At 42.3% G+C, this 21204-nt stretch carries 17 protein-coding genes and 1 tRNA gene; 7 read left to right on the top strand and 11 right to left on the bottom strand.

Going from position 1 to position 21204, the window contains the following annotated elements:
- Positions 1 to 829 precede the first annotated feature (829 nt).
- The 4 genes from KSX81_RS00090 to KSX81_RS00075 all read left to right on the top strand — a co-directional run bounded on the left by KSX81_RS00090 (position 830) and on the right by KSX81_RS00075 (position 4182).
- Positions 830 to 1186, top strand: a complete 357-nt coding sequence (locus tag KSX81_RS00090; protein WP_004302245.1) for a hypothetical protein — start codon at positions 830 to 832, stop codon at positions 1184 to 1186.
- A gap of 304 nt (positions 1187 to 1490) precedes the next feature.
- The gene (locus KSX81_RS00085) at positions 1491 to 3065 is read left to right on the top strand and encodes an ATP-binding protein (RefSeq protein WP_004302246.1); all 1575 of its coding nucleotides are present in this window, start codon (positions 1491 to 1493) and stop codon (positions 3063 to 3065) included.
- Positions 3066 to 3197: 132 nt separating this feature from the next.
- Positions 3198 to 3644 carry a PepSY-like domain-containing protein gene (locus tag KSX81_RS00080; protein ID WP_004302247.1) on the top strand — a complete coding sequence of 149 codons (447 nt, stop codon included), beginning with the start codon at positions 3198 to 3200 and terminating at the stop codon, positions 3642 to 3644.
- A gap of 37 nt (positions 3645 to 3681) precedes the next feature.
- A complete protein-coding gene (locus tag KSX81_RS00075) occupies positions 3682 to 4182 on the top strand; it encodes a PepSY-like domain-containing protein (protein WP_004302248.1) in 501 nt (166 codons plus the stop codon).
- Between the two features lie 64 nt (positions 4183 to 4246).
- Here the strand turns inward: KSX81_RS00075 and KSX81_RS00070 are convergent, their stop codons facing one another.
- The 3 genes from KSX81_RS00070 to KSX81_RS00060 all read right to left on the bottom strand — a co-directional run bounded on the left by KSX81_RS00070 (position 4247) and on the right by KSX81_RS00060 (position 9115).
- Positions 4247 to 5455, bottom strand: coding sequence for an L-serine ammonia-lyase (locus KSX81_RS00070; RefSeq protein WP_004302249.1), 1209 nt, complete (start codon positions 5453 to 5455; stop codon positions 4247 to 4249).
- Positions 5456 to 5474: 19 nt separating this feature from the next.
- The gene (gene corA, locus KSX81_RS00065) at positions 5475 to 6527 is read right to left on the bottom strand and encodes a magnesium/cobalt transporter CorA (protein ID WP_004302250.1); all 1053 of its coding nucleotides are present in this window, start codon (positions 6525 to 6527) and stop codon (positions 5475 to 5477) included.
- 86 nt (positions 6528 to 6613) lie between these two features.
- Positions 6614 to 9115: an endonuclease MutS2 gene (locus KSX81_RS00060; protein WP_059365530.1), complete on the bottom strand. Its 2502-nt coding sequence runs from the start codon at positions 9113 to 9115 to the stop codon at positions 6614 to 6616.
- A gap of 133 nt (positions 9116 to 9248) precedes the next feature.
- On the opposite strand from KSX81_RS00060, the gene KSX81_RS00055 reads away from it, so the two are divergent.
- From KSX81_RS00055 to KSX81_RS00045, 3 genes are all read left to right on the top strand, one after another.
- Positions 9249 to 9333, top strand: a tRNA-Ser gene (locus KSX81_RS00055).
- A 280-nt stretch (positions 9334 to 9613) separates the two neighbouring features.
- On the top strand, positions 9614 to 10069 hold the full coding sequence (locus tag KSX81_RS00050) for a hypothetical protein (protein ID WP_136498342.1): 456 nt from the start codon (positions 9614 to 9616) through the stop codon (positions 10067 to 10069).
- 3 nt (positions 10070 to 10072) lie between these two features.
- Positions 10073 to 11209, top strand: a complete 1137-nt coding sequence (locus tag KSX81_RS00045; protein ID WP_136498341.1) for a DUF4377 domain-containing protein — start codon at positions 10073 to 10075, stop codon at positions 11207 to 11209.
- 85 nt (positions 11210 to 11294) lie between these two features.
- Here KSX81_RS00045 and KSX81_RS00040 read toward each other — a convergent pair whose 3' ends face one another.
- The 8 genes from KSX81_RS00040 to KSX81_RS00005 form a co-directional block, all read right to left on the bottom strand.
- Positions 11295 to 12698: a mobilization protein gene (locus tag KSX81_RS00040; RefSeq protein WP_136498340.1), complete on the bottom strand. Its 1404-nt coding sequence runs from the start codon at positions 12696 to 12698 to the stop codon at positions 11295 to 11297.
- A gap of 214 nt (positions 12699 to 12912) precedes the next feature.
- The gene (locus tag KSX81_RS00035) at positions 12913 to 13869 is read right to left on the bottom strand and encodes a toprim domain-containing protein (protein ID WP_136498339.1); all 957 of its coding nucleotides are present in this window, start codon (positions 13867 to 13869) and stop codon (positions 12913 to 12915) included.
- Positions 13870 to 13910: 41 nt separating this feature from the next.
- Entirely contained in the window at positions 13911 to 15410 is a 1500-nt protein-coding gene (locus KSX81_RS00030) for an IS110 family transposase (RefSeq protein ID WP_117986235.1), read from the bottom strand.
- Between the two features lie 321 nt (positions 15411 to 15731).
- Positions 15732 to 16808, bottom strand: coding sequence for an AAA family ATPase (locus tag KSX81_RS00025; RefSeq protein ID WP_136498338.1), 1077 nt, complete (start codon positions 16806 to 16808; stop codon positions 15732 to 15734).
- 14 nt (positions 16809 to 16822) lie between these two features.
- Positions 16823 to 17131 carry a DUF3853 family protein gene (locus tag KSX81_RS00020; protein ID WP_005856031.1) on the bottom strand — a complete coding sequence of 103 codons (309 nt, stop codon included), beginning with the start codon at positions 17129 to 17131 and terminating at the stop codon, positions 16823 to 16825.
- Positions 17132 to 17356: 225 nt separating this feature from the next.
- Entirely contained in the window at positions 17357 to 18391 is a 1035-nt protein-coding gene (locus tag KSX81_RS00015; protein ID WP_136498337.1) for a hypothetical protein, read from the bottom strand.
- Positions 18392 to 18396: 5 nt separating this feature from the next.
- Complete coding sequence (locus tag KSX81_RS00010; RefSeq protein ID WP_136498336.1) at positions 18397 to 19695, bottom strand: YhcG family protein; 1299 nt, start codon at positions 19693 to 19695, stop codon at positions 18397 to 18399.
- Positions 19696 to 19762: 67 nt separating this feature from the next.
- Complete coding sequence (locus tag KSX81_RS00005) at positions 19763 to 21046, bottom strand: site-specific integrase (protein ID WP_136498335.1); 1284 nt, start codon at positions 21044 to 21046, stop codon at positions 19763 to 19765.
- Positions 21047 to 21204 lie beyond the last annotated feature (158 nt).

The following is a 21204-nucleotide window of genomic DNA, read 5'->3' as shown; positions in this document are numbered from 1 at the left end:
TTTAGATACACAAATATAAAGAAAAAACATTGGGAGATTTGTATCGAAATATCCCAATGTTTGATTTCAATTATTGAGATGTTTTTTTCAAATCTCCCGATGTTTTTCCAGTTCTCCAAAAGGACAAAAGGACAAAAAGGACATATATGACTGTTATTATTCATCTTAGTATAAGAATCATGAGGTATATTGCTGATTTTTATTATGTTAAGTGATTTTGTAGACGTGTAACCTTACGAATATTGAAATCGTGTATTGCGCCAACCTGAATCGTTTTGTCTGTCATGAAATGATTGGGCAACTCTTGAACGAAATTACCTATATTGTCAGGATTATTTAGTGAAAGGGCTGTGCTTGGAAAGAAGAGCGACATCTTGTTCGCGTTTGCTTCCGTCTTCAGTAACACAATCATTCGACAATAAGGTAAGATTATTGTACGAATTTCGGGGAAATAAAGGAGCTCCTTTCTGGAATTCCTCTCCCAACTAATAGGCTTCGTCGTTGGCATTGGAATTTTTATAGTACCATAGGGGATTTTTGTCCTTATGTCCTTTTGGCCTTTTGAAAGGAGGGCACGTTGGTGGGGGAAAAAAGAGGTGTATGAGATTTATAACTTGCTTGTATCCAGACGATAAACTCTTGTTGTTTTTTTAGGGACGAAAATTTATATGCTCGAAAAAATGCAGGAAGCTCACGCAATATGCTTTTTTGCGAATAGTGTCAGTGACAGTTGATTTTAGCAGTGAATCGCTGATTGTTTCCCTATGTGGACAATGTTTGATAAAGTAATAAAAACTGAAATATTATAAATTATTAATCATAGAATGACATGGCAAAAGAAAAACAGAAACCATACGAGTTTTTAAGCAATTTGGTATTGGCTTTAATGGGAACGGATCGTATTTTCAGTAACAGTTTCTTTTCCAGCGAATTTGCTATCTCTCCCAGTACACTGAGTGAGATAAGACGGGGAGAGGATATGTGCATTTATCAGTATGTACGGGTGATACGGTGTATGATGAAGTATCTTCATTTAATTGTTCGGATGGATATGTTATTGAAGGAATTAAGAGCCGTATTAGCTTCTAATTGTGATTTGGTGGTTGCTACGATTCCGCACCGTTTTCACGGAACTTACCAACCGAAAGAGTGGGTGGTAGTAATGCATTGGGATGGTATAAGATAAATGTTGAAATGAAGAAATATGTAGGTCCCTAGATTCATGATAAACTCATGAAATCCCTACATTTTGCAGGTTAGAAATCGTACAGCGGTATATTTTTAACTTGGCCCTCATATCGGTGTAAAAACTGATATGTATCTATATGTGAAATATGCCAGCTGTCTGTGAGGATCGTTGGCATATTGTTTTTAGGGGAGATGTTGGTTAACGCTATCTTTTTGTCTGTTTAAGAAAAAATAATAATGTCTTGTATAATACCTGTTTTCGGATTTACTTGTTATCTTTGTGATGTATATATAATATATATATGATTGATATGGAAAATTTGCAAAGATTATATCCTATCGGGATACAGACATTCTCGAAGATACGGGAGGGAAATTACCTCTATATTGATAAAACAGAATATGTTTACCGGATGACACATTCGGCGTCTGACTATATGTTTTTAAGTCGCCCACGGCGTTTTGGAAAGTCATTGCTCACTTCTACGTTACACAGTTATTTTTCCGGTCATAAAGAACTGTTCAGAGGGTTGGCTATTGAGAAGCTGGAGAAAGAATGGATGGAGTACCCGGTACTACATTTCGATATGAGTACCGCCAAACATGTAGATGAGGAACAGTTATTTCAAGAATTGAATTTGAAATTGTTCAATTACGAAGAAATTTATGGAAGGTTAGAGGAGGAGATTAATCCCAATCAGCGTTTGATGGGGTTGATAAAGCGTGCTTATCAACAAACAGGTAAGAAAGTGGTCGTACTTATCGACGAATACGATGCTCCTTTGCTGGATGTGGCGCATGAACGGGAAAATCTTGATGTATTGCGCAACATCATGCGCAACTTCTACAGTCCATTGAAAGCGTGTGATCCTTATCTGCGATATGTGTTTCTGACTGGCATTACCAAATTCTCCCAACTCAGTATATTCAGCGAACTTAATAATATTGAGAATATTAGTATGGATGAACCTTATGCTGCCATCTGTGGTATTAGTGAGGATGAAATACGTTCTCAAATGAAAGAAGATGTGGAGGGGTTGGCGAAGAAGTTGGAGGTTACTCCAGAAGAAGCTTTGATGAAACTGAAAGAAAATTATGACGGGTATCACTTTACTTACCCGTCGCCTGACATATACAATCCATTCAGTCTGCTTACAGCTATGGAAAAAGGTAAGATTGGTTCTTATTGGTTTGGCAGTGGTACGCCTACATATCTGATAAAGATGCTGGATAAGTTTGGCGTAGTACCTTCCGAAATCGGGAAGAAAAAGGCCGCTGTAGAGGATTTTGATGCACCAACAGAAAGGATGACAAGCATTATTCCGTTGTTATATCAAAGTGGTTATATTACGATAAAGGACTATGATGAGGAATTGGACTTATATACATTGGATATCCCCAATAAGGAAGTAAGAATAGGCTTAATGAAAAGTCTTCTCCCATATTATGTTGCTAGTAAAGCACCGGAAACCAATACTATGGTGGCGTATCTTTCTCGAGATATCCGTAATGGGGATATAGATGCTGCATTGCGTCGTTTGCAAATGTTCTTGTCCACCATACCTCAGTGCGATAATACGAAATATGAGGGACATTATCAGCAGATATTTTATATCATATTCAGTTTATTGGGGTATTATGTGGATGTAGAAGTTCGTACTCCCCGTGGACGAGTGGATATGGTACTTCGTACAGAAACCACATTGTATGTGATGGAATTGAAGTTGGATAAAGGAGCGGATCGGGCGATGGAACAGATTAACTTGAAGAATTATCCCGAACGTTTTGCTTTGTGTGGGCTCCCGATTATAAAGATAGCTGTCAGTTTTGATAGTGAACGATGCACAATTGGGGAATGGAAGATTATGGAAGGATGATTATGTTTTTTAGGATGGTTAAAGAATATAAAAAAAGAGCAAACTCATAATATTCCTAAATCTTTCCGGAATCTGTATCGTTATTTGTAGCATAGAATAAAGTATAGTATTAACGCTAAAAGAATAACGATTATGAAGAAAATTCTATCTCTACTTGTACTGGCTCTGGTAGCCGTGCAGTTTTCATTCGCAAAAGATGTGATAACTAAAGACATGAATCAGTTGCCGCTTCCGGCGCGTAATTTTATCAATAGTAATTTTACAAAACCACAGGTTGCCCATATCAAAATTGATAAGGATATGATGGAATCTACCAAGTATGAAGTGGTATTGATGGATGGTACGGAAATTGATTTTGACAGTAAGGGAAACTGGGAAGAGGTAAGTGCTAAGAAAGGGCAGACTGTTCCTGTTAGTATTGTTCCGGGATTTGCTGTCAACTACCTGAAAGCGCATAATTTTGTGAATGAAGGAGTGACAAAAGTGGAACGTGACCGCAAGGGGTATGAGATTGAATTGTCTACCGGGCTTTCTTTCAAATTTGATAAGAAAGGAAAATTTATCAAGACCGATGATTAACTAGTTGCAGTAAATAGACCTAAACAAGAAGATAACTATGTGGAGATTTAAGTTTAGCGCATGGGTAGTAGTGTTGCTTATGGCTGCCTTTTCTTTCGGCGCATGTGATAATGACGATGATGATACTTTTGTTCCTCCCAGTAATATTACGGAGGCCTTGAAACAGGTATATCCGGCTGCCCAGAATATAGAATGGGAGATGAAAGGTGCTTATTATGTAGCTGACTGTTGGGTGAGTAATGATGAATTGGAAGTCTGGTTTGATGCTAATGCCAACTGGGTGATGACAGAAAATGAACTGAACAGTATTGATCAGTTGGTGCCGGCTGTTTATACGGCTTTTATGGATTCTAAATATAACGCGTGGGTAGTGACAGATGTATATGTGTTGACATTTCCACAGAATCCGATGGAATCTGTGATTCAGGTGAAACAAGGTAGCCAGCGCTACTCGCTTTATTTCACGCAGGATGGCGGATTGATACATGAAAAAGATATCAGTAATGGAGACGATACGAATTGGCCGCCAACTGAATAACTTTTAATCATAAAAATGACAACGGACTATTTCTATAAAAGGAATGGTCCGTTGCTTTTTATAATTACATTTGTTTGTAATCTTTGGCCAATCCTCCTTCACTTGTTTCTTTATAGAGTGACGGTAGGTCATGTCCGGTCTGTTTCATCACTTGCACTACTTTGTCGAAAGAGACACGGTGCATGCCATCGGTAAAAGCTGAATAAAGATTAGCATCCAGCGCACGTGCGGCGGCGTATGCATTTCGTTCGATACAGGGAATTTGTACCAATCCGCATACCGGGTCGCAAGTCATTCCCAAATGGTGTTCCAAGCCCATTTCTGCTGCATACTCAATTTGTGCAGGGCTGCCCCCGAACAATTGATTGGCGGCAGCCGAAGCCATTGCGCAGGCAACACCTACTTCTCCCTGACAACCTACTTCTGCTCCGGAAATGGATGCGTTGAATTTGACGATGTTGCCAAATAAACCGGCAGTGGCTAACGCACGTAAAATGCGCATATCGCTAAAGTCACGGCTTTTTTGAAGATGATAAAGTACGGCAGGCATAACTCCACAAGAACCACAGGTAGGTGCGGTTACTATTTTTCCACCGGAAGCATTTTCTTCACTTACCGCCAAAGCATAAGAGAAGACGAGTCCTCTGGATTGGAGGGATTGTTTATATCCGGTGGCACGTATATAATAGGTGGAGGCTTTTCGTCTAAGATTTAGTGGACCGGGCAGTACGCCTTCCGCTTCCAGTCCACGGTGAATGGCATCTTTCATGGTGGCCCATACTTCAGTCAGGTAGTCCCATATATCTTCTTCCTCACATTCCTTTACGTATTCCCAATAACTTTTTCCGGTATCTTCACACCATTGGAGTATTTCGGTCATGTTTTCCATACCGTATACATCAGGGCTTTCAATGGTTGGATTATCATTGTTTTCTGCTAGTGTACCGCCGCCAATACTGTAAACAGTCCAGTTTTCCTGCACTTTATCATTACTGTCCAGAGCTGCAAATGTCATTCCGTTGGGATGGAACGGTAGAAAGACTTTGGGTTGCCATACAATTTCTACCGGGGCGGTGGGTTGCAAGGTATCTATAATGGCTACATCCGTCATGTGTCCTTTGCCTGTAGCAGCTAAACTGCCGTAAAGGGTTACTTTAAAAGATGCAGCATCCGGATGACGTTCCAGAAACATTTCGGCAGCTTTGCGCGGTCCCATAGTGTGGCTACTGGAAGGTCCTGTACCTATCCTGTATAGCTCTTTAATCGATTTCATGACTGATGATGTGTTTTTGTTAATACCATTTCTTTTTTCTGAAGTACAAATATACAATAATACCGATAATTGCCATTATAATCCAGGCAAATAAATACCCGTACTGCCATTCCAGTTCCGGCATCCATTTGTAATTCATTCCCCATACTCCGACCAGAAATGTCAAAGGGATAAAGATGGTGGATACGATGGTTAATCTTTTCATGATATCGTTCATTCGTAAGTCATTGTTGGAGATGTATAGATCGACTAATGAAGAAAGGGTTTCCCGGCAGATTTCGATGGTTTGTAATACAAATTGCAAGTGGTCGTTTACATCATTGAAAAAGGCGCGGTTCACTTTATGGATGAGCAGATTTTCTGCTCGCAATAGCTTTATATATTGTTCTTTTAAGGGGAGGATTGCTTTTTTCATTAGCATATATTGGCGTCGTAATGCCTGAATCTGGATACCGATGTCGTCTCCGCTGGTGATGGTTAGCAATTCTTCTTCCAAATCTTCGAGTGCGTCATCGATGGAAGAGATGGTTGAAATGTAGTTTCCCATCACGCTGTTGAGCAGTACGCTAAGTAGATAATCTGTTTGACGGCTGCGTATCTTCAGAACATCATTACGCAAGGCAGAACTGACATCATCAAAGAAATCAGTTTCTTTTTCGAGGAAAGTCAGTACATAATTATTTCCTATGATAAGGCAGACTTGCTGTTGGAGCAGTTCATCCAGTTCATTTTCTTCTTTATGTTCGTTCGGATAGAATATCTTTAAGATCAGGACAATGTATTTATCATGTTCTTCTATCTTGGTCGGATGGTCCGCATTCAATATATCTTGTAAGACAAGGAAGTCTATTTCGAAATGACTGCAAATTTCCCGGATAGTTTCTGTGTTTTTCATTCCGTGTATCTGTAGCCAGTTGATTTGATCGTTGTTCAGCGTACCTTTGATGGCTTGAAAAGTATCACTAGAACTTTCCTGCATCTCGGTAGCATTGTAAGTACAAAGATGTAAATGGGTAGGAGTAAGACTTTCTCCTGTATAAATAAGCTTTTCGCTTAACAGATTATTTTTCATGCTTTATTCTCGTTTTAGAAAACCACTGTAACAAAGGTAGTGGTTTTCTAAATGAGAACAAGTTCTTTGAACGTTTTGTTTACGTGTTAGTCAAAATCGACTACTGTGATTCCGGCACCGCCAAACTGTACATGTTCGTCGGAATAGTGACTGACTCCCGGTACGGTGGCCAGATATTGGCGGATAAGTGTACGAAGTATTCCCGTTCCTGTGCCGTGAAGGATACGTACACGATCCATGCCGACTAATATGGCGTCATCAATAAAATAGGTGACTGCCTGTAAGGCTTCATCCCCACGCATTCCGCGTACATCAATGTCCTGTTTGAAGCTAAGCTTCTTTTCATACATCTGATCGTGTGTCTGGCTGCTGACAAAAGTGCTTTTTGCAATCCCTTCCGTCTTGGGCGTATGATTGGCACGTTCCAGACGGTCTATTTTTACGGTCGTTTTTATGCTTCCAAAAGCAACAGTCGCATTTTTACCACTGATTTCCATCACTTGGCCGACGCTTGTCTGTCCTTTGATTTTTACATTTTCTCCTATTGCAATCGGCACTATTTTAGGGGCACTTGATGGAGAAGAGACTGCAGCTTTCGGTTCACTCTTCTTGTTTTTCTTCCGTTCTTGCTTTTCCTTTAGTTTCTCCATTTTTTTTGCAATCTTCTCTTCATGCTCTTTAGATGCCAATGCATCCAGAGAAGTACGGAAGTCTGTCAGTTCCTGACGTGCCTGGCGCGTCTTTTCCTTTTCAGCTTGCGCTTCCTTTATTGTACGAATCGTATTTTCAATGCGGGCATTGGATTCCTGAAGCATGCGTTCCGCTTCTTCTTTTGCTTGCCGGATAATCTCTTTCCGGGATTTTTGCAATTCTTCCATCTCTGTCTGGTAACGGGCAATGGTTTCTTCCATGTGCTTTTCCCGTTGACGGATGGTTTGACGTTTCCCTTCCCAGTAACGCTTGTCGCGTACAATGTCCTGAAGGTATTTGTCTGCATTGATATATTCGCTTCCTACGATTTCCGAAGCATCTGCGATGACATCTTCCGGTAGTCCGATTTTTCGTGCAATTTCTACGGCGAACGAACTTCCCGGATTACCGATTTGTAATTGGAAAAGTGCTTGCATGAGATGACGGTCGTAAAGCATGGCTCCGTTCACTACTCCTTCATGATCTTCGGCAAAATGTTTCAGATTCTGGTAGTGGGTAGTGATGACTCCGAATGTTCCTTTCTGGTTGAAACGTTTCAGTACAGCTTCGGCAATAGCACCTCCGATTTGCGGCTCCGTACCTCCACCGAACTCGTCAATCAGGATGAGGCTCCGTTCGTTACAGCTCTTCATCATGATTTTCATATTGGTCAAGTGAGAAGAGTAGGTACTCAAATCATCTTCAATAGATTGCTCATCACCAATATCGATAAAGATGCTACTGAATATACCGGCATGACTACGTTCGTGCAAGGGAATCAGCATGCCGCATTGCAGCATATATTGTAGCAAACCGACTGTTTTCAAACAGACGGACTTACCTCCGGCATTCGGCCCGGATATAATAAGGATACGTTGTTTTTGATCGAGCTCTATATCCAGTGGTACGACTTTCTTTCCATGTTTGGCTAATGAAAGTTGTAATAAAGGATGCACTGCCATTGTCCAATCCAGTAGTTGCTCATTCTCTACGGTGGGTTTCAGACTATTGGTCTGTATGGCGAAGTAACTTTTCGCACGGATAAAATCTATCTCTGCCAGAAATTCGTATGATTGAAGAATTTCCGGAATAGATGGACGAAGGATATTCGAGAACTCGGTAAGGATACGAATGATCTCACGTCGTTCATCACCTTCGAGTTCACGGATGCGGTTGTTGGCTTCTACCACTTCCGCCGGTTCTATAAACACAGTTTTTCCGCTGGCAGATTCATCGTGTACGATACCTTTGATTTTTCGCTTGAGTCCAGGGGCAACTGGAATCACCAGACGTCCGTCACGCATGGTGGGAGCTACATCTTTGTCCACGTATCCTTCGGACTGCGCACTACGCAGGATGCTGTTTAATGAACGGGAAATATTTCCCATCGTACTGGCAAGTTCGCGACGTATGCGGGCTAATTCGGTAGAGGCATTATCCTTGATTTTTCCATATTTGTTAAGAATGCCGTCTATTTTTCCTATCAGTTGCGGGAACACGGCAATATCTCCTGCCAGTCGTTGCAGGCTGGGGTAGGGGGTATTGTTTCCTTCTTCATCTTCATTCCGATGCAGAAAGCGTACAATGTCACGGATGGTTTCTAATGAACGGCGTAGATCAAATAATTCTTGTTCGTCCAAATACATTCCTTCTATTCGCACACGTTTTAGCGAAGGACGGACATCAAAGAAAAATTGATCGGGAAATCCGTCCTCTTCCTGGATGATGCGGACAAACTCTGTTACTTGGTTTAATTTCTCCTCAACCTCTTCATGTTGCTCGGAAAAGTTCATGTCTGTAACTCTTTCTTCACCTAAAGTACTGAGGCACTTATCTTTTAGTAACTGTCTTATCTGGTCGAATCCTATCTTTTGCTCAAAGTTTTGAGGGTATATCATATTTCTGTTCTTACTAATGAACTGCAAAAATACGATTAATTCGCGAAAAAAATATCAGAATGTTTGCAGATTTAAAAATGATTCGTACCTTTGCACCGCTTTCAACGGAAAGCACTTCTGATAAAGGAGTTTTGGAGAGGTGGCAGAGTGGTCGATTGCGGCGGTCTTGAAAACCGTTGTACTGCGAGGTACCCGGGGTTCGAATCCCTGTCTCTCCGCAATAAACGCTGAAAATCAGTAAATTGCAAAACAAACACCCAATTTTACACCCAAAAATGTAAAGTTGGGTGTTTTTGTATTATTTAAGATGAATCAAGCATCCCTTATTCACACCAGTTTACTACTGTAACACTTTTCCAAATACAAGAGAGGCAAATCCTTAGAAATATCAAGGTTGTGAGTTATAAGTTAAAAATAGTGGTAATTGAATTGAAGTCTGAATATTATCGCTATTTTTGTAATTGTTTTAATAGCTTATTAACTTGCGTATGATAAATGATGAAAAAGTATATTTTTCTATTCAGTATGTTCTTGTCAATGGTTTTGGCAAGCTGTACGGTTTCTAAATCGGTGATTTCACAAGATACCGATTTGACAAAATACAAATATGTTACAGTCATTGATAATGACACGTACAGGATGCCGCCCGAACTCGTGCAGTATCAAATTCAATTGTACGATGCAGTGGGACAATCGGGCCTGACTATGGTGAGCCAGTATCGTATGGGTGATTTGACGCAGGAGGAACAATCTGCTTTATTGATAGCCAAATTCGGGGTCTCTGCCCGGCAAGAAGAAACTGTGGTCACAGTCAATTTTATAGATTTCAATACAGACCGCCCTTTAGTTTCCTGTCAAGGTGCTTATACTACGCTTGGATTCAGCGCAAATGCTGATATTAAGGGAGCTCTCAGACGTGTGGGTGAACAGATTTCAAAGACTTTTAATAGATAAACGATGATGACTAAATGTATTAAAACGGTTTTATTGGCACTGACAAGCATCGTCTTTTTGGTGAGTTGCGATGAAGACGAACTTACAGACAGAGTGGAAACAATAAAAATGTATGTGTCTGCCGAAACAGGTACGTATATGCCATGGGGAAGTGAAGTTCCTGTAGAGTGTATGCTTGTGAAAGAAGATGGTGATTTGGAATATTCCCATCTTGCCTTTGGCGGCATTCAGGGATTTGATTATGTACGCGGACATGAATATGAGTTGGAAGTACGTAAAACGACATTTGCCAATCCACCGGCTGACGGCTCGAATATAGCTTATGAGCTTCTTAAAATCATAAATGACATTCCTCCTGTCACTCCCAAACCGGAAGAACTGCCTGAAGAGGCTAAGTTTAAGTTGAAGATGGTGCAACTTGTTCCATTTATGGATTTGGACACCCCGTTGGCTGCTCCTTTTGATTTTCTGACATTTAGAATACTCAATCATAGAGACGAATACTCATTCCCCGTCACACCAGACTTCTTGAAATACTATGACCTGATTGAAATGTCTTCTCCGCTTTTACCTGATACTTATTGCGTTTACAGATATAGTACAGATGGGAACAGGACGGAGGAAAGTTTTACTTCCCAGTGGGGTTCTTATTTTTACGAGAAAACAGATTTCCCGATTTGTCTTAAAGGCTATAAAGATGGAAAGCTGATATACGAGTGTTCAACGACTCAGGTCATGCGTGAACGTGACTTCCTTGGGGTGGACTGGAAGAATGGAAGTTTTGCACTTGCCAACCCTAAGACTAATGGTATATATAATGTCCTTGATACCCGTTATGAGTTTCTATTGACAGATACTCAAAAAGCCAATGAGACTTGTTTCATAAAAATACAAGTATCTAATTCTTCGCATCTTGCTGATGCAGAATACCTCAAAGCGCAAGAAGAGGGATTGAAATGGCTGTTGGGAAAGCATTTAGGCGAAAAGTCTTCACTAACCGCGTCTGATTTCAAGACACTTCCCGAAGGTGCAGATGTGGTGGAAACTTATGAAAATAAGACTACGCGTGTGGCAATTGTTCACCAAAATGCGGATGACTTGCATGAAGAACGCTACTATGCCATAGCCGAATCCAAGTAAACTATTTGTTGACTTCATAAAATTAGTAAAAAGTACCATTCCCGTTGTCGGAAATGGTACTTTCGCACTCTAAAACAAAAGTATTTTACATTCTAAATCCTTTACTTTTTCTTGGTTCTTCTGCAGTGTTGCGTAAACCTTGCCGTAATTTCTCCACTTGTTCCTTGAACCATTCGCTTATTGGTTGTCTATTTATAGTCAGTACCAGTTTGCTATCATCGGTTGGATGTTTCTCTACCTTGAAGATGTCGTTTTTGATTTCAAATCTTCGTCTATGCTCTTCGGAATAGATTTTTCCATTACATCTGATGGCTTCTTTCTTTGTCAAAAGACAATCAATCATATCTTTAGTAAACCCAATGACAGCACATAGTTGTTCCATTCTCAACATTTCTCTAAGCATCGGAAACCACTTGAATGCCTTTTCAAGTAGGGTGTTCAATCGTGATATTTCCCTGTCTTTGGCTTCAAGTTCTTGGTTATGTATTCCTTGAAGATTGCGTATCTGTTTGTCATGTCGTTCTTGCATTTCCTGCATTTGGATTTTGAGGGTGTCAATACCTTTGTTTCGTTCGGCAATCTCTTGGTGCAAATTTTCGTTAGTTCGCTCCAGTTCTTTCAGCTTTCCACTTCCGAAAAGAGAACCAACTCCGCTTGCTATGGCGGTGGCAGCATCGGTGGCTACGCTTTTTAGTTTGTCCGTGCGTATTTCTGATTTTACCTGTCTGAGTTCCTGTTCGGCAAGACTTACCTGTTGTTCCTTGTGTCGTTTGGTTTCATCTATACGTTGCAGTTCGGCTTTCTGTTTCTCAATGATGAAATCGTTCCTTTCCAAATGTTCCTTGCCTGTCTCGGCTTTGGATTGCCCACGTTGCATGGAGAGGATGTCAGAAGCCAAAGTCTGCATTTCCATCATATCGTCATCGTTGAGCTTTTGGCTCTTGCCCGTGTCGTGGTTCATCCAGTCGAATACGATATGTGCATGGTAATTCGGCTTGAACCATCTTTCACCGACTTGGAAACTCTCTTTGTCCTCTGCATCAGGCTTTCCGTTCAGCCAATGCCCCTCGTCCTTGTGCAGGAAGATTTGAAGCGGAGTGATGCCCCAGCGTCTTTGACATTCCTCGCCAAATTTCTTCACGTCTGCCAGTGTGGTGTCCGGTTTGATAAGCAGCACACCCTCACGGATGGGTGAACACCCTGCCACTTTTATGATTTTTCCGTTCTTCCCTTTGCGCTCACGTTCTTTCTCCTGCATGGCACGACCAGTCTTTTCCTTTACCATTTGTTTGATGTGGTCGTAGTGCGTTTGCAGGTCGGGGCTGCCGAAGTCCGGGTTTATCCATCGTTCGTTGTCGGTGGATAGTTCGGGTACAATGTAGATTCTGGACTCTCCGATATTACGCATGTATTCGGCAGTCCTTCGGTTATGAGCCTCGCTTGATTTAGCGTTGCAAGGCTTGATATGTATGCTTGATTTTGTTGCCATGACTATTCTGATTTATTGTTTACGATAGATTGTTTTGCTCACTTTCACAGAGGGGTTCTTAGGGGTGCCACCCATAAGCGGAGTTTCCAAAGAGAGGGTCACTCTTTGGTCGGGTTGTATAGGGCTGACAGCCCTTGCCGGGTTCTTAGGGCAGAACCATAAGCCCCTCGGGAGAGCCCACAACTACGAAAGCGAAGCGTGTAGTTATAGTGGGCTATAACCAAAAGCCGTTTTTCTTTTTTGGTGGTTGGCTGCGCGTCCCTTTTGCTGATTGAACTTGCCTGTTTCTTTCAGCCTGTTTCTGTAAGTATTCGTTCAAGTCCTTGCATCCGCTGTATGTCTGCGAAGCGTCACGGATGTATAAGTCCCTGCCGTATTCCATACGGATTTGTTGGAGTGCTTCCATCCCTGCACGGTCATTGTCAAAGAAACAATGGATGCGCTCGTAGCTCCCCAAAGGATAGAGGGCTTTGGAAACATTGGCTACGGAATTCAGCACCATATAATCTTGCCTATCCAGTTCGGGATATTTCGGGCAATTCTCCAATCTCAAAGTGAGAAATGAAAGGTAGTCCATAAATCCCTCAAACACATAACACGTTTCCCTTGCTGTTCCTGATTGTCTGATGTGGGATATTTCCTTTGGGGAAATGCAGCCTTTGAAATATCTGTTGCGGATTTCATACCCACCCGACATGTTGGGAAAGGCGATGGCGAAATACCGTTTGCCTTTATGGGTGAAGTGCGCTTCCTTACATTCTCTTTTTGCCAGTGCAATGTTTATTCCCCTTTCCTGCAAATAGGTGAATAGGGCAGGAGAAGAAAGTGGTACAATCTCCAACTGCTGAAAACTCGGCTCGGAAGATGATTGCTTGCCAAAAGAAAAAGATACGGGACGAATGCCGGGTGCCAGCTCTCCGATTCTTTGCAGGAGGTATGGCACATGGTCTGAACTGTAAAGTTCCTGCGCAAGTGCGATGATGTTCCCACCCTTGCCGAGTGCAAAATCATACCATTGGTTACGTTCTGTATTCACCTTGAACGAGGCTTCCGTTTCTTCCCTTAGCGGTGACTTATACCACAGGTTTATTCCCTGCTGTTTAACCGGAGAAAAGCCCAAACTGTACAGATAATCTGCTATCTTGATTTGTTTCGCTGTCTGTATATCCATAAAACGATTGGTTTAATGATAATTGAATTGGTTTATTTCTTCTATGGAACACATGCATTGCCAATTTCTATATGTGTCCCTGTAATTCGTTCTAATTCACGTTTGTATCTTGTAATCCGTTTTTCGAGTAATACTTTCTCGTCTATACCTACTCTTTCCGGATTATAAGTTGTTTGGTTTGCAACCATGGCAAAGAATATCTCGGCTACCTTGTGGGCAGTGGCAATGACTGCGGCTTTACCTCCGGCCCGTGAACGTATTCTGCGGTAGAAGTTCCCCAATTGGTTCTTCGCATTGGCGAGCGAAGAAGCGATACTTCTAAAAATCAACCCGACATTGTTCCGACGGTGTGGCACGTGGCTTGATATTCTTTTTCCTCCTGATATCTTGGTGTTCGGTGAGATGTTGCACCAACAGCAGAACTGTTTGGAAGACGGGAACTTCCGGGTAAAGTCGTGCCCCAGTTCACTCATCAGTTCAAGTGCGGTCAGGTGGCTTATGCCCGGTATCTCAAAAACGTTCACTCCCCACATTTCGTATGCTTTCCTTTCCACGTCGAAGCCCACGGTATGCCTGGTCTTTTTATAATCGCGGCGTTTTTTTGCCGGGCTATATGAAGTATCTTCCACTTTGGCAACCTCCGCACGGTAGTTTTCCATGAGTTTCTCCAGTTCTGCATCGCACTCGCCAAGTTGGGTACAATAATGTTTGAAAGTATCATAGTTTTGCCTGAGGACAAACATGAGGTCTTCTTCCCAGTTGCCCTCAAGTGCCTTGGCTATTTCCTCTTTCGGAGTCTTGCACTGGATGTCAGCCAGGTCCGCAAGTCTCTTGGGGTCACGTTCACCTGCAAGAATGGCCTCGATGATACGTATGCCGGATTTTCCCGTAATGTCAGACAGGACAAGCGTAAGTTTTATGTTCATCTGCTGCATGGCTTTCTGCATACGCAGGACTATGCTTGAGGCCTCACGCGAGAGGGTGTCACGGTGACGGGTGAGTGTCCTCATCCGTTTGGCGTCGTTGTGCGGTTGGAAACTTGCCTTGAGCAACCCGTACTGGTGCAGCAACATCAGCCATTCGGCATCCGACTCGTCGGTTTTCCTCTCCGTTATGTTCTTCACGTCCCTTGCGTTGGTCAATACGACATCCAGTCCGTCTTCCTGAAGGCGGCAGAACAGCGGTATCCAGTAAACCCCGGTGGATTCCATTGCGACTGTCTTTATGCCGCACTCCCTGAGCCATGCCGAGATGGCATGCAGGTCGGATGTATATGCTCCGAACGCGCGGTTGTTGTCCTTGGATCGGTCGGCAGGGACGCAAACTTGCATGATACCGTCCGCGATGTCTATCCCCGCCGCATCGGGATTAACTATCCGAAGTTCCGCACCTTTGGCGGTCTTGACTTTTTTTGCTTTCTTTGCCATGGTAATATCGTTACTCTTGTTGATGGATAAATGGCATAAGCCATGTCCTGTCGATGAGCATTCTTCTATACGGCCTCTGACGACCAATCTTCGATTCGCAGGACAAGGAGCCATACTCTTTTGTGGGATTGAAAACCCAAGAAAAAAACGGCTTGCTTCTTATGCCTACAGCAAAGGTAACTAAAAACGTTTCTGCCGCCACAGGCGGCGGAAACGTTCTGTGTTCCACTCTGATTTCAATCAAGACAAAGGCTTGGCTTTACTCTTTTCGCCCGTACATCTTTATGAAGTACGGTCTATAATCACTTCACTTTATTTTCGTATATATAGGGTACGGTAATAAAGTGAAGCGGTTTTGTCACATTCCGCAACCACTTCGCTTTATCCCTAATATATAGACCCTCGGAATAAAGTGAAGCGATTACATGGTGTGGGCTAATAGTGGAAGTCGGGCATGAACGTGTACTTTCTGCCGTTCTCCTGTACTATCATCCGTTTGTTCCTAAGCATGGTGATGAGCGATACCGCCTTTTTATGGTTTAGCTTTACACCCACCGACACATAGGTCTTGATTAAGGTGTCTTCCAGTTCCTTGTAGCCGTATTCTTCTTTCAGTCCGAAAACGGCTTCCAGTGCGATTCGGTGTTGCTGTTCGGTGATATGCCTGTAAGGGTCGAACTTTTCTTCTTCGGGTCTTCCCGGTTTCTTGGCTTCCGGCTTGTAACCCTCCATCAGTTCAGGCAGGGCATTGTCATTGATACGGAATGAAAAAGGCTCGAAGTCCATTGCCCGTATGTGCATGGCTGAAACATTGCTTATATCCCCGTTGCCCTTGTCCTTTTCCACAAGGAGGACGGTTTCCGCCTTGTTGTTCAGTTCCGTGCCGATATGTCCCCTCGCGTTCTCATCGCCCTTGTTCTGGTGGAGTATCGTGTGGATATGTATCTGCCTGTCGTCCGTCCACTGCATCAGCTTGGATATGATGCGTGTCGATTCACCGGGACTGTTGATGTCATATACCATGTCACGGATGCCGTCTATGATTACAAGGGCTATGTCAGGCGTATTGTAGATAGCCTGTTCGACAATCCTGATACGCTGTTCGGGTGTGTATTTCCTCAAAGCGAGAAATTCAAGATTCTCATTGTCCCTGTCATCGGGAAGTCCTGCCATCCGCAAAATACGTTTCATGACTTTCAGGCAATGGTATGGGCTTTGCTCCGTGTCCACATAAAGGATTTTCCGTTTGTCTTCCGGAAGTTCCGCCACATATCGCAATGTCGTGCCGTTCTTCAATGCGGCAGCTACGATAGCCGACACATTGAAGGTCTTTTTACTCTTGGCTTTGCCGATGGATGCGCTGAAATTTCCCAATGTCCCTATGACGGAACCATGCACTTTAAGAATCTCAGGTGCTTTCTCGTAACTTTTCGACAGGCTCAAACGTGAGGCTTGCCAAAGGATTACGGCTTCTTCTGCCGATATATCCTTAATCTCTTTCATATAATCCATAAGTCTCCCTCCCGTTATTTTCGTCCTCCGGTTTTCTTTCCAGCCAGTTCAAGGGCAAGTTCCGCATCAACGATAATCTTGCGCCCTATTTGCGTAATGGCTTTGTCTATCTTTCCGCTTTTCTTTATACGGTTGGCGGTGGGCAGACTGCACCCGAACAATTTGGCAATGCCAAGTATTCCGTACACATATTTTCTTTCTGTGTCCGTGACGGGCTGCGGCTGCGCTTCCGTTTGGTTGGAAGCGTGCTTGCTTAGAAATATGAACTCTTCGCCTGTCATCTGCCAGACGGGTTTTAATAATAACTCTTGAAGATTTGTCATCGTCCAATCTATTTAGTCGTTAAACAATCAGCCCTGCGCACTGGCTGTTATTTCTGTTCTCGAACGATGCAAAATTAGGTATGGTTGTGAGTGGTAAGGATGTGGATGATATAATTTGGTGTTGTTGTATATCACTGAATATCAGATAATAAAAATACCACTCAAAAATTAATTTGAGTGGTAAAAGTGGTAATTTCGTAGAATGTCAGGTTATATCACGAATTATCAGAATATGCTTTCCATTTCTTTGGCGAATCTTTGGTTGCTGTCACTCGGAAAATCGGAAACAGGTTCTTTGTATTTCGACCTGTAATAGCTCTCGTCAATATCCAACAATTTTAATATTTGGCTTCTCCATTCATCCCTGTATTGCTTGGATAGTTTCTCGCTCATCAGGAACATCAGGTAACACACCCGTATCTTTTCCCTTGCCTTGATTTTTAGTTTGTTTTTGCAGGGGTACAGGTTTATATTGGCATAGAAGTCCGCTATGGTAATGGCTTCGAACTGTTCCCCGACACAAGTTTCATGAATGGGTGAAAGCGACTTCATGTCAAAATATTCATGTTGTCCCTCCGGTGTATTCTGTACTTCTTCTTGCTCGTTTTGCTTGACTGGTTCATCCTGCTGTTTTTCTTCCCCATCATCAGGAAGGTACTTTTTCAGAACTTCCATAAAAAGAAGGCTTAGGCGGTAAACATTACCGGAAAGGTTCTCTATATATTGAAAAGCCTCTTTCCTGTCTTGCTTTTGCAGTTCATATAGTTTATCCAGTTCCTTCTTTTCCTTGTCGTATTCAGCCTTGCAGCGTTCATATTCCTTTTCTGCCTGTATTTCTTCTTCGTCTGTATGCTCCCGAAAACCAATGAAATCATATCTGTGGTATGCGTCATTCAAAGGCTCGTGCAACTTGGTGGTAATCTCCAACTGGTCCTTGATTGCAGAATTATGCCTGTCTGCGTAGTGAAAACACACACGCTTTATGACGTCATCATTCAGCGGTTTTGTTTCATAAGCCCGTATATTCTTTTCTATTTCGATTTTCAGACTATTGAGAATCAATGTGTATTGTTCTTTTTGCTTGTCAAGTACCAACTCAAGGATGGCGGCTTCAAAAGCCTTTGTATCATTATGCTGCCGATAAAAGTCGGTAATGAATTTCTGCTTGTCAAAAGAAAAAGCATAATTGATTACCCAATCATTATATATTCTGTTGAGTTCTCCATATTGGGGAATCAGTTTGTTTATTTCTCCTGCCATAGACTTCAATTTTGGGGATTATTGTCCTTGTCAAGGAAAGATGCCAGTTCTTCTTCCACCTCTTCCACACTTGGCAAAGCTGATTTCAAGTTTTCGGGTATAGCCTTGCTCAACTGGTAATCACTGATACCTATTGGCTGGTCGTAGCCTGTCAAAGCGTATTGTGCCACAATCTCGTCTTTTCCCTTACACAGCAATAGCCCGATAGTCTTGTTGTCATTTTCTCCCCTCAGTTTGTCATCCACCACATTGATGTAGAAATTCAGTTGTCCTGCATACTCCGGTTTGAACGGGGTAGCTTTCAGTTCTACAACAATGTATGCGTGTAGCGGAATGGAATATAGAATCAGGTCGGCAAAGAAATCACTGTTACCAATTTGAAAATGCTTCTGCCGTGCAACGAAAGCAAAACCATTGCCCATTTCCAACAAGTAACGGGTGACGTGCTTTACCAGTTGCTCTTCAATGTCCCTTTCGTCTGCCTTTTCTTTCGCTCCAGCCAAATCGAAGATATATGGGTCTTTCAACAGGTAATTGGCAAGGTCGCTTTGTGGTGCCGGAAGTGTGGCTGTGAAATTGTTTACCTTGTTGCTGCTGATTTGTCTGTTATATAGATTGGTTTCAATTTGCATTTTAAGGACATTGCTGCTCCAGCCCATTTCTACAGACTGCTTCATGTACCAATACCCTATGCCTAACGGTAACGAACCGTCAAGTATGACCATTTGGCTTGCCCAGTTTATTTTGGCAACAGGGGATTTCAGGAAAACTTTTTCTATTTCCCTAATTTCCATCCTGTAAATGGCAGAAACTGTTTTCTCCACATCCTGAATTTGCGCAGGAACTTCCTGCGTAATTTCTAAAGATTGACAATCAGCGGATTGTATTTGCGCAGTAAGTTCCTGCGTAAATTGTCCGTTGTTCAGTTTCAATACTTCATCTGTAACATTCTGTATGCTTGGAACAGACAGCCTTGTATCTGTATCAATGAAACTTCGTAGCACGTTCAACGGATATGACCGTGCAAATTGGCACATATAAGTAAGGTTACGCTCCGAATAACCTTTCTTTTCGGGGTAATTGAACCGGATAGCCTTTGCCAGTTGCTTGATGATTTTGCTTCCCCAACCTTTCAAGTTCTGATGATACAGGATATAGTTGCCCATTTTCCAGTAATGGAACAGCATTTGCGCATTGGCAGCGGTAATCAGCCGGACTTGCGCTTGTTCTATTTCCGAACCAACGGCATGAACAAATGCGTCAAAGTCCGTTTTTCCTATATGATGTTCTCTGTTATTTTCCATTCTAATGTTTATTGTTGTCGCAAATATAATTCAAATAGCGGATAATCTATGAAACTGATTGATACTTTTATAGTTGGTTAAACTTGTTCATGGCGTTTGCCTTAATATCATCCGCAATATCAATGTAGGGTTTCATAGCTTTATAGTCGCTATGCCCCGTCCATTTCATTACCACCTGTGCCGGAATTCCGAGAGCCAGCGCATTACAGATGAATGTTCTTCTTCCTGCGTGGGTGCTTAGTAATGCGTATTTTGGGGTGACTTCATCTATACGCTCATTCCCTTTATAATATGTTTCCCGTACAGGTTCGTTGATTTCAGCCAGTTCCCCCAGTTCTTTCAGATAATCATTCATCTTCTGATTGCTGATAACGGGCAGTGCCATGTGGTCTTCAAAATGGACTTCCTTGTATTTTTCAAGTATGGCTTTGCTATGGTCGTTCAGTTCAATAATCAGACTGTCTGCCGTTTTGACTGTTGTAACTTCGATATGGTCGGGTTTCACATCACTTCTTTTCAGGTTACGAACATCTGAATATCGCAGGCTTGTGAAGCAACAGAACAGAAAAACGTCCCTGACACGCTCCAGATATTGTTTGTCTTTTGGTATCTGATAATCTTTCAGCCTGTTCAATTCGTCCCAAGTCAGGAATATCACCTTTTTAGAGGTGGTTTTCAATTTGGGTTTGAAAGTGTCGTATGCCATGTTTTGATGATGCCCTTTCTTGAAGCTCCAACGCAGGAACCATTTGAGGAATCCCATCTGCTTACCGATGGTGCTGTTCCTCATATCCTTTTTGTCACGCAGGAAATTCACATATTCGTTCAATCCGAACTCGTTGAAATATTCAAAGGTTGCATCTTCTTTGAACTCATTGAGGTGATTTCTTACCGCTGCAAATTTCTCATAGGTAGATGCCGTCCAATTATTTTGATTGCCACACTCGGTTACAAACTCATCGAATACCTCCCAAAAACTTATCTGTGTTTCTTCCTGCTGCTCTTCGTTGGCATCTTTCATCCGCAGGTTGAACGCATCTTTTAGCTGTTGGGTGGTCGGCATGGTTTCCTGTACCTCAAACTCCTTGAACACGTTTTGAATCTCGGCATAGTATTTCAGCAAGTCCGCATTGATTTCGGATGCGCTTTGTTTTAGTTTGTTGGTGCATCCGTTCTTTACCCGTTGTTTGTCGGCATCCCATTTGGCTACGTCAATCCGGTAGCCTGTTGTAAACTCGATGCGTTGGCTTGCATATATGACACGCATACGGATAGGCACGTTCTCCACGATTGGCACTCCGTTCTTCTTTCGGCTTTCCAATGCAAAAATGATGTTTCGTTTGATATTCATAATTGGGTGCGTTTGAAAATTACACCCAAATTTACACCCAATATTTGAGATAACAAAACATATTCAGAAAGATTTAGATTTACTCCATACATTTGATTATATATGATTATCAATGATTTGCAATTTTATGATATTTTCTGAAAGCATAGGTTCGAGAG

Source organism: Bacteroides sp. MSK.18.37 (assembly GCF_019129155.2).
GTDB classification, from domain to species: Bacteria; Bacteroidota; Bacteroidia; order Bacteroidales; family Bacteroidaceae; genus Bacteroides; species Bacteroides ovatus.
This window is presented reverse-complemented; position numbering and strand designations above follow the sequence as displayed.

Coding starts and splice junctions, on each gene's coding strand:
- KSX81_RS00050 (WP_136498342.1), top strand. CDS start 9,614: ATGAAAAAGTATATTTTTCTATTCAGTATGTTCTTGTCAATGGTTTTG.
- KSX81_RS00045 (WP_136498341.1), top strand. CDS start 10,073: ATGATGACTAAATGTATTAAAACGGTTTTATTGGCACTGACAAGCATC.
- KSX81_RS00080 (WP_004302247.1), top strand. CDS start 3,198: ATGAAGAAAATTCTATCTCTACTTGTACTGGCTCTGGTAGCCGTGCAG.
- KSX81_RS00070 (WP_004302249.1), bottom strand. CDS start 5,455: ATGAAATCGATTAAAGAGCTATACAGGATAGGTACAGGACCTTCCAGT.
- KSX81_RS00085 (WP_004302246.1), top strand. CDS start 1,491: ATGATTGATATGGAAAATTTGCAAAGATTATATCCTATCGGGATACAG.
- KSX81_RS00030 (WP_117986235.1), bottom strand. CDS start 15,410: ATGGCTCCTTGTCCTGCGAATCGAAGATTGGTCGTCAGAGGCCGTATA.
- KSX81_RS00040 (WP_136498340.1), bottom strand. CDS start 12,698: ATGGCAACAAAATCAAGCATACATATCAAGCCTTGCAACGCTAAATCA.
- KSX81_RS00035 (WP_136498339.1), bottom strand. CDS start 13,869: ATGGATATACAGACAGCGAAACAAATCAAGATAGCAGATTATCTGTAC.
- KSX81_RS00025 (WP_136498338.1), bottom strand. CDS start 16,808: ATGGATTATATGAAAGAGATTAAGGATATATCGGCAGAAGAAGCCGTA.
- KSX81_RS00020 (WP_005856031.1), bottom strand. CDS start 17,131: ATGACAAATCTTCAAGAGTTATTATTAAAACCCGTCTGGCAGATGACA.
- KSX81_RS00015 (WP_136498337.1), bottom strand. CDS start 18,391: ATGGCAGGAGAAATAAACAAACTGATTCCCCAATATGGAGAACTCAAC.
- KSX81_RS00075 (WP_004302248.1), top strand. CDS start 3,682: ATGTGGAGATTTAAGTTTAGCGCATGGGTAGTAGTGTTGCTTATGGCT.
- KSX81_RS00005 (WP_136498335.1), bottom strand. CDS start 21,046: ATGAATATCAAACGAAACATCATTTTTGCATTGGAAAGCCGAAAGAAG.
- KSX81_RS00060 (WP_059365530.1), bottom strand. CDS start 9,115: ATGATATACCCTCAAAACTTTGAGCAAAAGATAGGATTCGACCAGATA.
- KSX81_RS00010 (WP_136498336.1), bottom strand. CDS start 19,695: ATGGAAAATAACAGAGAACATCATATAGGAAAAACGGACTTTGACGCA.
- corA (WP_004302250.1), bottom strand. CDS start 6,527: ATGAAAAATAATCTGTTAAGCGAAAAGCTTATTTATACAGGAGAAAGT.
- KSX81_RS00090 (WP_004302245.1), top strand. CDS start 830: ATGGCAAAAGAAAAACAGAAACCATACGAGTTTTTAAGCAATTTGGTA.